Origin of the sequence: Staphylococcus sp. HGB0015, from assembly GCF_000411275.1 — a bacterium.
Taxonomy (GTDB): domain Bacteria; phylum Bacillota; class Bacilli; order Staphylococcales; family Staphylococcaceae; genus Staphylococcus; species Staphylococcus schleiferi.
Genome location: NZ_KE150418.1, coordinates 768,839 through 780,142 on the forward strand (window position 1 = coordinate 768,839; position 11,304 = coordinate 780,142).

At 38.7% G+C, this 11,304-nt stretch carries 9 protein-coding genes; 8 read left to right on the forward strand and 1 reads right to left on the reverse strand.

What is annotated here, in order from left to right; translation table 11 throughout:
- Positions 1-4: 4 nt before the first annotated feature.
- Positions 5-943 carry a formimidoylglutamase gene (hutG, locus tag HMPREF1208_RS09980; protein ID WP_016426264.1) on the forward strand — a complete coding sequence of 313 codons (939 nt, stop codon included), beginning with the start codon at positions 5-7 and terminating at the stop codon, positions 941-943.
- A gap of 73 nt (positions 944-1,016) precedes the next feature.
- Here hutG and HMPREF1208_RS09985 read toward each other — a convergent pair whose 3' ends face one another.
- Positions 1,017-1,889, reverse strand: a complete 873-nt coding sequence (locus HMPREF1208_RS09985) for a LysR family transcriptional regulator (RefSeq protein WP_016426265.1) — start codon at positions 1,887-1,889, stop codon at positions 1,017-1,019.
- Positions 1,890-2,076: 187 nt separating this feature from the next.
- On the opposite strand from HMPREF1208_RS09985, the gene HMPREF1208_RS09990 reads away from it, so the two are divergent.
- The 7 genes from HMPREF1208_RS09990 to HMPREF1208_RS10020 all read left to right on the forward strand — a co-directional run bounded on the left by HMPREF1208_RS09990 (position 2,077) and on the right by HMPREF1208_RS10020 (position 11,070).
- Complete coding sequence (locus tag HMPREF1208_RS09990; RefSeq protein WP_016426266.1) at positions 2,077-3,387, forward strand: YjiH family protein; 1,311 nt, start codon at positions 2,077-2,079, stop codon at positions 3,385-3,387.
- 18 nt (positions 3,388-3,405) lie between these two features.
- Positions 3,406-5,070 (forward strand): urocanate hydratase, encoded by a 1,665-nt coding sequence (gene hutU, locus HMPREF1208_RS09995; protein WP_016426267.1) that lies wholly within the window; start codon positions 3,406-3,408, stop codon positions 5,068-5,070.
- Complete coding sequence (gene hutI / locus HMPREF1208_RS10000; RefSeq protein ID WP_016426268.1) at positions 5,070-6,308, forward strand: imidazolonepropionase; 1,239 nt, start codon at positions 5,070-5,072, stop codon at positions 6,306-6,308. The genes hutU and hutI overlap by 1 nt, the downstream gene beginning before the upstream one ends.
- A gap of 312 nt (positions 6,309-6,620) precedes the next feature.
- A complete protein-coding gene (locus HMPREF1208_RS10005; protein ID WP_016426269.1) occupies positions 6,621-7,811 on the forward strand; it encodes a SulP family inorganic anion transporter in 1,191 nt (396 codons plus the stop codon).
- A complete protein-coding gene (locus tag HMPREF1208_RS10010) occupies positions 7,801-8,931 on the forward strand; it encodes an amidohydrolase (protein ID WP_016426270.1) in 1,131 nt (376 codons plus the stop codon). The genes HMPREF1208_RS10005 and HMPREF1208_RS10010 overlap by 11 nt, the downstream gene beginning before the upstream one ends.
- A 213-nt stretch (positions 8,932-9,144) precedes the next feature.
- Positions 9,145-10,446, forward strand: coding sequence for a Na+/H+ antiporter NhaC family protein (locus HMPREF1208_RS10015; protein ID WP_016426271.1), 1,302 nt, complete (start codon positions 9,145-9,147; stop codon positions 10,444-10,446).
- A gap of 117 nt (positions 10,447-10,563) precedes the next feature.
- Positions 10,564-11,070, forward strand: a complete 507-nt coding sequence (locus tag HMPREF1208_RS10020; RefSeq protein WP_126496114.1) for an SRPBCC family protein — start codon at positions 10,564-10,566, stop codon at positions 11,068-11,070.
- Positions 11,071-11,304 lie beyond the last annotated feature (234 nt).

The window sequence follows — 11,304 nt, forward strand, 5'->3', positions numbered from 1 at the left end:
TCTTATGTATCAAAAGCCAAATCAAGAATTGTGGACAGGTCGCTTAGATAGTGAAACGGATCAGCGCGCATTTCGTCAATTTCAAACCATCCAGTTAGCTCATATTGAAGAGGTTGCACAACAACAAGCAGACGTTGCTTTATTCGGTTATGCCATTGATGAAGGTGTCCGGCTGAACCAAGGTCGTGTCGGTGCTAAAGATGGACCTGATGCGATTAAACGTGCATTTGCAGGATTGCCTGCATCGACGTCATTAAACATAGTGGATTATGGCAATTGGACCCATTCCGCTGATACATTATTCGCTTCACAACAAAAGTTCGGGCATTATGTACACCAATTACTCCAACAGCATCAAAGAACATTTTTATTGGGAGGCGGCCATGACATCGCATATGCACAGTATTTAGGTGTCCGTGCAGCCTATCCTGATCAATCTATAGGTGTCATTAACATTGATGCACATTTTGATAACCGCTATGAGGCGCACTCAACTTCTGGTACAAGCTTTAGACAAATGTTAACTGAGGACGAAAACTTAGATTATTTTGTTTTAGGTATCCAACGCCCTGCAAATACACAAGCGTTGTTTGATTACGCAGAAGAGACGGATACAGCGTACGTTTTAGCTGAGGAGCTTGTCGGTCAAATCGGGCCACCCGTGAAGGATAAAATTGATCACTTTATTAATGCACATGATGTGATTTTGTTTACGATTTGCATGGATGTCGTTGATAGTGCCTTTGCACCCGGTGTGAGTGCTGCTGCAGTGCTTGGATTGACACCTTATACGGTATTAGATTTAGCGAGACGTATTTTAGAATCGCCTAAAGTGACATCAGTGAGTATTGCGGAAACCAATCCAAAGTATGATGTTGATCAACGCACAGCTAAACTCGTTGCACATTTATTATCACATTTTATTCATTGTTCCGCTTCATAAAATGACAATGTAGGTTGCATGATGAGAAAATGATGTGAGCTAAACGATGCATGTGTAACCGATGATATTCGTGTTATCCCATATCCCAGTATTGACGACAAGATTGCACAAGATCTAATATATGTGGACTGTATTGGCGTTTTTTTAAGTAATTTAAATATATTGTTCGTTCAATACTTGGGCGAATTCGAATTGCGCGTAAATCATGTGTAGAGTAAGACTGGTAGTACATACGTGGTATTACCGCATAACCCATGCCTTGATGTACAAAATTGGTCGCTGCTTCAAAGCGGTCGACTTCCATAATAATATTAGCTCGCTCTTCAAGACGTGTAAAATAATCATCAATATGTTTACGAACTTGATATTTCTTATTGGGCACAATTAATGGTAATTTTTTAATTGAAATGGATTTTTGAGGTGTAAATGCGTCTTTAGGCGCGAGCACGACATAGTCTTCCTTGTAAAGTGGCAAAGAAATAATGTCATCATGTCGTATCTCATCATTGGATAATCCGATATGGATATCAAAGTTAATTAATTTTTGTGTCAGTACGTGTGGATCTAATATTTCTGTGATTTGGTAATGTTGCTCGGGATGTATCGTTTGATGCTGGCGTATCACATTGGCAACCCAACGTGCAGCTGATTCAATGATGGCCATTTTAATTTTAGGGGTTTGGCTCATTTTTAAATCATACATTTTCTCTATCGTTTGATGATAGTGTTTGACGAGTTCAATGGCCTCATTATAAAACTGAATCCCTTTTTCAGTAATGGAGATCGATTTCGTTGTCCTTTTTAACAATGGATAACCTAAGTCGTTCTCCATTTTTTTAATTGTCGCAGTCAGTGAAGGCTGGCTAATGTGTAAAATATGTGCGGCTTTAGTAAAACTATTTTGGTTTACAACTTCAATAAAATATTCCAATTGTACAATCTTCATATCGTTCCCTCTTATTTATAGTTTGTGGTTATAGATAATTAGTTTATTTATATTAGTTATTGATAGCTTACCATATTACAATGAGAATAGTAAGAATTGAAAAAACATTGGCACTCGCATATCACAATTGGAGATGATTTGAATGAAACAAAGAGAATAACATCACGATTTTAAAGGGGGAACTGTAATGGGAGAACAAAAACAAGTGCTAAAAGGCAAACAGATGTGGCGCTTTTGGGTCTATAGCTTGATTGGTGTCGTTTGCTTTTTTGTTCCAATTCAATGGCATGGTGAAAAAACGATAATTGTCGACCATGTTCACCTTGCGATTCGATCGGGACTGCATCAATGGATGCCGTATATCGCATTGTTAATGATTATAATCGGGGCATTGCTTCCTATTATGAGGAAAGAATACAAAAAATCAGTGACTGACTTTGTCATTGTATTGTTTAAAGTTTTAGGTGCAGTCATCGGTGTGATGTATGTCTTTAAAATGGGTCCAGCCTTATTGTTTCAAAAAGACTATGGACCATTTTTATTTGAAAAACTCATGTTGCCGCTCAGTGTCTTAATACCTGTCGGTGCAATTGCATTATCGCTATTAGTTGGCTATGGCTTGTTAGAATTTATTGGCATTTTAATGCAACCGATTATGAGGCCACTATTTAAGACGCCCGGTCAATCAGCTATAGATGCAGTCGCGTCCTTTGTAGGCAGTTATTCACTTGGGCTATTAATTACAAATCGTGTGTATAAAAAAGGGGTATACAACTATAAAGAAGCTTTAATTATAGCGACAGGATTCTCTACCGTTTCTGCTACTTTTATGATAATTGTGGCCCGTACGCTCGATCTGATTCCGCATTGGAATCTTTATTTTTGGAGTTGCTTAGTAATTACTTTTGTCGTTACAGCAATTTCGGCACATTTACCACCGATTTCGAAAGCTTCTACAGCGTATTACAACAATCAAGAAGGCTATCAAGAAGTCGTTGTTGAAGGGAGCCGTTGGAAAAGTGCATGGATGGAAGTTAAAAAGCAATCACACGAAGCACTTCCTCTTGTAAAAAATGTATGGCTGAATTTTAAAGATGGATTAGAAATGACGATCGCGATTTTGCCTTCAATTTTATCGATTGGTTTTGTTGGTTTATTGCTCGCTAATTTCACACCTGTCATTGATATTTTAAGTTACATTTTTTATCCATTTGTATATCTATTTCCTATTGCAGATCAAGCTTTACTGGCAAAAGCATCTGCAATCTCAATTATCGAAATGTTTTTACCTTCATTACTTGTCGTTAATACCACTTTACAAGTGAAATTTGTTGTAGGGATTACGAGTGTATCCGCTATTATTTTCTTTTCAGCGTTAGTGCCGTGTATTTTAGCGACAGAAATTAAAGTGCCAATTTGGCAACTTGTGTGTATATGGTTTATCCGTGTCACACTCACATTGTTAATCACGATTCCATTAAGTTTAGTTCTATTTTAATCAAAGGAGAGATGCATTATGGCTAGAGAAGTTAAAGCGAAAAAAGGATTGGAAATCGAATGTAAAGGTTGGGAACAAGAGGCTGTCTTACGCATGCTCTATAATAATTTAGATCCAGAAGTTGCAGAACACCCTGACAAACTCGTTGTATACGGGGGCATCGGAAAAGCAGCAAGAAACTGGGAAAGTTTTGATGCAATAGTTAAAACGTTAAGACGATTAGAAAAAGATGAGACGATGCTCGTTCAATCAGGTAAACCCGTTGCAGTTTTTAAAACACATGAAGAAGCACCGCGCGTTTTAATTTCAAATTCTGTACTCGTACCGAAATGGGCCAATTGGGATCACTTCCATGAATTGGATCGCAAAGGCTTAATGATGTATGGCCAAATGACTGCGGGAAGTTGGATATATATCGGCTCACAAGGGATTGTTCAAGGGACATACGAAACATTTGCAGAATTAGCCAAGCAGCATTTTAATGGCTCATTAAAAGGAACAATTACATTAACAGCTGGATTAGGGGGCATGGGTGGTGCACAACCACTTGCTGTTACGATGAACGAAGGGGTTGTGATTGGCGTAGAAGTTGACCCTTCACGTATTCATAAACGGATTGATACAAAATATTGTGATATCATTACTGATTCTTTAGATGAAGCGCTCGAAAAAGCTGAAAAAGCCAAACAAAATGGTGAAGCTTTAGCTATAGGGCTTGTTGGAAATGCAGCTGAAGTTCATCATGAAATATTAAAACGAAACTTTAAAATTGATATTATTACGGATCAAACGTCAGCCCATGACCCGTTGAATGGCTATATTCCAGAAGGCTATTCTTTAGAAGAAGCGGAACAGTTGAGAGAAAGTGATCCTGAAACTTATGTACAAAAATCACAACAGTCAATGAAAAAACATGTGGAAGCCATGTTGGCATTTCAAGAAAAAGGTGCGGTCGCTTTTGATTATGGCAATAATATTCGTCAAGTTGCCTATGACCAAGGGCTTGAAAATGCATTCGACTTTCCTGGCTTTGTCCCAGCTTATATTCGACCGCTCTTCTGTGAAGGAAAAGGGCCTTTCCGTTTTGCAGCCTTGTCTGGTGACCCTAAAGATATTGAGCGTGCAGACCAATTGATGCGCGAGCTTTTCCCTGAAGATGAAAAACTCATGCGCTGGTTAGATATGGCAACTGAGAAAATTGCTTTTCAAGGTTTACCATCAAGAATTGCATGGTTAGGTTACGGCGAACGTGCGAAAATGGGACTGGCATTAAATGATCTTGTGCGTAAAGGTGAAATTTCAGCACCAATTGTTATTGGACGTGACCATTTAGATTCGGGCTCAGTTGCCTCGCCAAATAGAGAAACAGAGTCAATGAAAGACGGTTCGGATGCTGTCGGTGACTGGGCAATTTTAAATGCACTTGTCAATACTGCAGCAGGTGGTTCATGGATTTCTGTGCATCATGGTGGCGGCGTTGGCATGGGTTATTCATTACATGCAGGTATGGTCGTTGTTGCAGATGGAAGTGAACGTGCAGAAAGAAGATTAAAACGTGTATTGACTACAGATCCGGGTATGGGTGTAGTAAGACATGTAGATGCAGGCTATGATATTGCAATTGAAACAGCACAAAGAAAAGGAATCGATATTCCAATGATGAAAAAGGAGGATGAAGCTTAATGGCATATGATTTAATCATTCAAAATATAAAAGAATTGATTTTGCCTAAATCTGTCGATCAAACTTTAAAAGGAAAAGAATTGGATGAATTAACGGTCATTCAAAATGGAACTGTTGTCGTTGATGATGGGAAAATTGTTTATTCAGGGCCGTACACAGAAGATTATGAAGCTAAAGATGTGATTGATGCCTCAAATCGTGTCGTTTCACCTGCCTTAGTGGATGCACATACCCATCTTATTCATGGTGGGTCACGTGAACATGAAATGGCACTCAAAAGACAAGGTAAGTCATATTTAGAAATTTTAGAATCAGGAGGCGGTATTTTATCTACCGTTGAAGCGACACGTCAAGCAACGGAAGATGAGCTTTTTGCCAAAGCAGAACACGCATTATTAACGATGGTGCATCATGGTGTGTTAGCGGTTGAAAGTAAAAGTGGTTACGGTCTTGATAAAGAAAATGAATTAAAACAGTTAAGAATATCTAATCGATTGGCAGAAAAATATGGTTTAGCGATGCGACATACTTTTTTAGGACCACATGCTGTACCTAAAGAAGCGACGTCTAACGCAGCCTTTTTACAAGAAATGATTGATTTATTACCCGAAGTGAAAGGATTGGCAGATTTTGCAGATATATTCTGTGAAACAGGCGTTTTCACGATTGAAGAATCTCAACGTTATATGGAAGCGGCTAAGGCACAAGGTTTTAAAGTTAAAATTCACGCAGATGAAATCGACCCATTAGGGGGGTTAGGCCTTGCCATAGATGAAGGCGCAATTTCTGCAGATCATCTTGTTGCTTCAAGTGAAGAAGATAAAGCGAAGTTAAGTCAATCGAATACAGTCGCGGTACTCTTACCAGGAACAACATTTTATTTAGGTAAAGAAAGCTACGCTGATGCAAGAGGCATGTTAGACTATAATGGCGCGATTGCCATTGCTACGGATTACAACCCAGGAAGTTGTGTAACAAATAACTTGCAAATGGTCATGGCGATTGCAGCTTTAAAACTAAAATTATCACCAAATGAAATATGGAATGCAGTTACTGTGAATGCAGCTAAGGCAATCGATGTCGATGCAGGTACCATTAATCCTGGTGATCAAGCGAATATTGTGATTTGGCATGCACCTAATCATGAATATATTCCTTATCACTATGGAGTAAATCATGTAGAAAAAGTCATTCAAAAAGGACGTGTCATTGTAGACCGTCATTTGGGATTATTATAAGCTTCAGTTTCATCATTTATCGTAAGCGTTCGGGACATAAAATCTCTGATAGTCTTGACTTCATGAACGCGATTGCTTAAGAGCTGAAGTCTTAACTTATAAATATCATACGAAGTTTCATCATAAAAAAAGCGCTAAGACAAATTTTCTATTAAAAAATCATCTTAGCGCTATTTATTTTTGGCATGTATGTCACAGCCTCTTAATAATTAACGCAATTAGACTTATGCGTAAAATGTATCGATTTGTCAACTTAGCTTTTTAAATTTGATACAATAAATACAACTGAATACGAGACATGGGGGAATAGGTATGAGGGGAGATGTAGTGGCCTATTTAAATAGCTGGCGAGGCAACGTCGTCCAAAATATCAGCGCAGGGATGCTTGTTGCACTAGCGATGGTACCAGGGGCCATTGCTTTTTCTTTTATCGCCGGTGTCAGTCCAACTATCGGGTTGTTGAGTTCTGCGTTGATGATGATGCTCATCAGTTTTCTTGGCGCGCGCCGCTTAATGGTATCAGCCCCGAGTAGTGGTGTGTCAATTGTTGCTGTATTGATTAATGATCGTTACGGTGTAGCAATGCTTATTGCAGCGATGATTGTCATGGGGCTCTTTCAAATACTGTTTGCATTTTGTCATGTAGAAAAAATGATTCATAAAATTCCAGTGCCAGTGGTCATTGGCTTTATGAATGCACTTGGCTATCTTTTGCTCACTTCTCAGCTTAAGTATGTTGTAGGTCAGTCGGCTTTGACATATATTATCGCTTTAGGAAGTTTATGCATGCTATTTTGGCTACCACACGTTACTGAACGTGTTCCTGCTGCTTTAGTTACAATTCTATTTTTCTCACTTATTGCGGGATGTTTCAACTTAGATTTGAAGTATGTGAAAGATTTGGCTCAGCTCCATTTTGAAATGCCTACAATTGGGTTTCCAGATGTGCCGTTACAGTGGATGACCTTATTTGAAGTTGCACTATTTGGATTAATGCTTGCTGTCGTTGCGACGATTCAAACCAGTTTGACTGTACAAATGATGGATAACTTGACCGATAGTCAAAGTAGTATCAACAAAGAATCATTTGGCCAAGGGCTAACGAATGCGATTGTCGGTTTACTCGGTGGTATCGGAGGCAGCGCGCTCGTCGGACAGTCCAAATATAACTATCAACTTGGCGCAACGTCCCGATTATCGACTTTTATGACAGGCGTGATGCTATTGCTATTTCTCATGTTTTTAGGACCGATTGTTGGTCGAATTCCACTTGTTGTTTTAGCAATCGTACTGATGCGTATTGCGATGGGGACGTTTGAAAAACAAACATTGGATTATATAAGAGAAAGACGCTGGATCGAATTCGGCATCATTTGTATTACCTTCTTATTGATTATCGGGACACATCAATTAGCTTTAGGGGTACTGATAGGAACGCTTATATTTTATCTTGTAAAACGATTTAAAAATGATAGGAAAGGACGTGGCAACGATGCCAGTTGAACTGAATCAACTCATTGAATGGCGAAGAGCCTTTCACCAAAATCCAGAATTATCTAATCAAGAATATGAGACAACACAGCGGATTCGTGAAATTTTAACACATTATGATATAAAAATATTAAATACGCCGCTTTCAACAGGATTAGTTGCTGAAATCGGTCATGGGGAAGACTTTATCGTCATCCGTTCTGATATTGATGCCTTACCTATTGAAGAACAAACCGCATTAAAATTTCGTTCTGAAAATAAAGATGTAATGCATGCTTGTGGTCACGATATTCATATGGCTGCCATATTAGGCACAGCTATTCAATTGAAAGAACAGGAAGCGCAGTTGAAAAGCCGTGTTCGCGTTATTTTTCAAGCCGCAGAAGAAATTAGTGAAGGGGCTTTTGAAGTGGTCAAAACGGGTGTGCTAGATGGTGCGAAGGCAATTTTAGGATTTCACAATGATCCAACATTAAAAGTAGGTGAATGGTGTGCTAAATCTGGATTTATGACTTCGAATGTGGATCGTTTTATCATTCGAATCCATGGTATAGGTGCACATGCTGCGATGCCACACAATGCGAAAGATCCTCACGTGATATTGAGTCAGCTCATTTCGAGTTTGCAAACGATTGTCAGTCGAAACATTGCCCCACATGATGAAGCGGTTGTGACAATCGGGCAAGTGCATAGTGGCCATACTTGGAATGTCATTCCACAAGATGCTATGATAGAGGGCACAGTTCGAAGTTTTAAAAAGGATATTAGGGATCAGGTTGAAGCGCGTATGACTCAAATTTGTGAAGGACTCGCACTCCAATTTGATGCTCAAGTTGAGTTAGACTACCAACGTTTAGCAGGTGCGGTGTTTAATGATGATACTTTACAACAAATAGCATTAAAAAGCGCGCAACATGTAGGGTATCAAGCTGATGTTTTACCTCGTGCCTTAACGATAGGAGAAGATTTTTCAGGTTATCAAGATATCGCGCCAGTTCACTTTGCGATGATAGGTTCTGAAAGTCAGTTTCCGCTTCACCATGCACAATACAATCCTAATGAAGTCATTTTAGAAAAAGTACCAGCTTATTTTGTGGCTTTAATTCAAGAGATTTGGGAGGCTTCAAGTTGACATTGATGTTAAATTAGATTTCATGTATTGTTTAACAGTAAAATTCAATTTTAAATCAATACGTATATCATATGTTGACTTTTAAAGTCATTTTTAAAGGGATGTTTAAAAGGACAGATGCACAATGAATGATTTTGATATAAGGAAAGTTTAATTCTGTTGATGAAATTGAAAAAAAGGGGACTATACTTTTTATAAATAAGGAGTTTCAAAATGTCTAAACCATATCGAGATCAAAATAATCCATGGGCATTAACACCGCTCGTTGTATTTATAAGTATTTTTTTAGGCGCCGGTATCATTACGAAAGATTTCACCTTTATGCCGTTAAATGTTGCCGCAATTATTGGTGTCGTTGTTGCACTTATGATGAATCGTCAAGAGAAATTGACGACTAAAGTTGAAGTGTTTGCTCAAAAAGCAGGTCATCCCAATATTATTTTAATGATGTTTATCTTTATCCTTGCAGGTGCGTTTTCAAAGACAGCCCAAGCTATGGGGGGTGTAACCTCAATAGTGAATCTAGGTCTATCATTAATCCCGCAAAATTACTTGATAGTCGGTCTATTTATCATTTGTATGTTTATCTCTATTTCAATGGGGACATCCGTTGGAACAGTGGCTGCGATTGCGCCCGTCGGTTTTGGGATTAGCCAAGCTACCGAAATCCCAGCAGCGTTAGCAATGGCAACAGTTGTTGGTGGCGCAATGTTCGGAGACAACTTGTCTATGATTTCTGATACGACAATAGCTGCGGTTCGCACGCAAAAAACGCAAATGAGTGATAAGTTTAAAGTGAACTTTAGAATTGTAGTGCCAGGTGCACTGATTACCATTGTATTACTCTGGTGGCTCACAATGGGCTATCAAATTGATCATACAAAAACTTATGATTACGAATGGTTTAAAGTCATCCCTTATTTACTTGTATTGATTCTTGCGATTATCGGTGTGAACGTCATATTAGTATTATTAGGTGGCGTTGCGCTTGCAGGTGTCATAGGACTTATTGATCATGCATTTAGTTTTGCAGGTTTATTAAAAGTGATATCGGAAGGCATTATAGGTATGCAAGATATCGCCATGATTGCTTTATTGATTGGTGGTATGATTGGCCTTGTTGAGCACCACGGAGGTATTACTTGGCTGTTAAACTTTGTTAAAAGTCGTGTTAAATCTAGACGTGGCGCTGAATTTGGTATTGCGGGATTAGTGAGTATTGCAGATATCTCAACTGCAAACAATACGATTTCCATTATTATGGCAGGTCCCTTAGCAAAAGAGATAGCAGATGAGTATCAAATCGATGCGCGTAAATCGGCAAGTATTTTGGATATTTTTGGCAGTGCGTTTCAAGGATTTGTACCGTACAGTCCTCAGTTGATTGCGGCAGCGGGTGTCGCGAGTATATCGCCTGTTATGCTGTTACCTTATTCTATTTATCCGATTATGCTTGCTTTATGTGGTGTGGTGGCTATCATTTTTAACCTTCCAAGACTAGAACGCAAAAAATAGCGACATCTCTCTTTATAAAAGTTTAGGAATAGGTTGTGAGATGTTCAATTTGTTCGGTATGCGTATGGATTTAAGTTACAATAAAGATGATGGGGTGCATCGGGAAAAGTATGGAGAATGGAAGTGAAGCATATGCAAAATGAATGGGTTGAAATAAAACTTGTACGTCTCATGAAGACGACACCAACAAGCGCGTATCGTGCTTGGTTAGAGCCAGAGCAATTGAAAGAATGGTTTATGACTTCACGTCGTACGAATCAAGAAATAGAAAACCATCCAGTCGAGGGTGGCACTTATAGAATCGTTGATCAACGTCAAGGCAAGCGCTTAGAAATTGAAGGCGTTTATCAAACATTAGTTGAAGATACCCATATCATTCAAACGATTCAAATGCCTGAGTTTAGCGATGAAGCGGATGAAATTGAAGTTTACTTTGAAGAAAGAAGTCCAGGCATTACACAGATGACGTTTTATTATAAAGGCTTAGTACCTAAAGAAAGACGATTGACAAACTTAGAATACAAGCAAAAGAAAAAAGCTTATCACGATCATACGGCACATGGCTTTGAATTGATGTTTGATACGTTACAACAAGAACTAGAAGCGCAGCAAGATGTAAATTAAAACGTGTCTATTTTAAGTTTCGGGAGTAATGACCCGTCATTGACAAAAGCATGTACTATTAAAATATGCTGTACACTTTATATGGTGGTTATGTGTCTATAATAATTAAGTCGCAAACTTCCGATTGCTTCTTCGAGTCTCGCTTTCCCAGGCGCCTTACCTCAACTAATTTTGGCTTTTATTGTAGCTCATAAGAAGCCAAAATGGATTTTCGGTTTCGGCTCTATGCCTCGG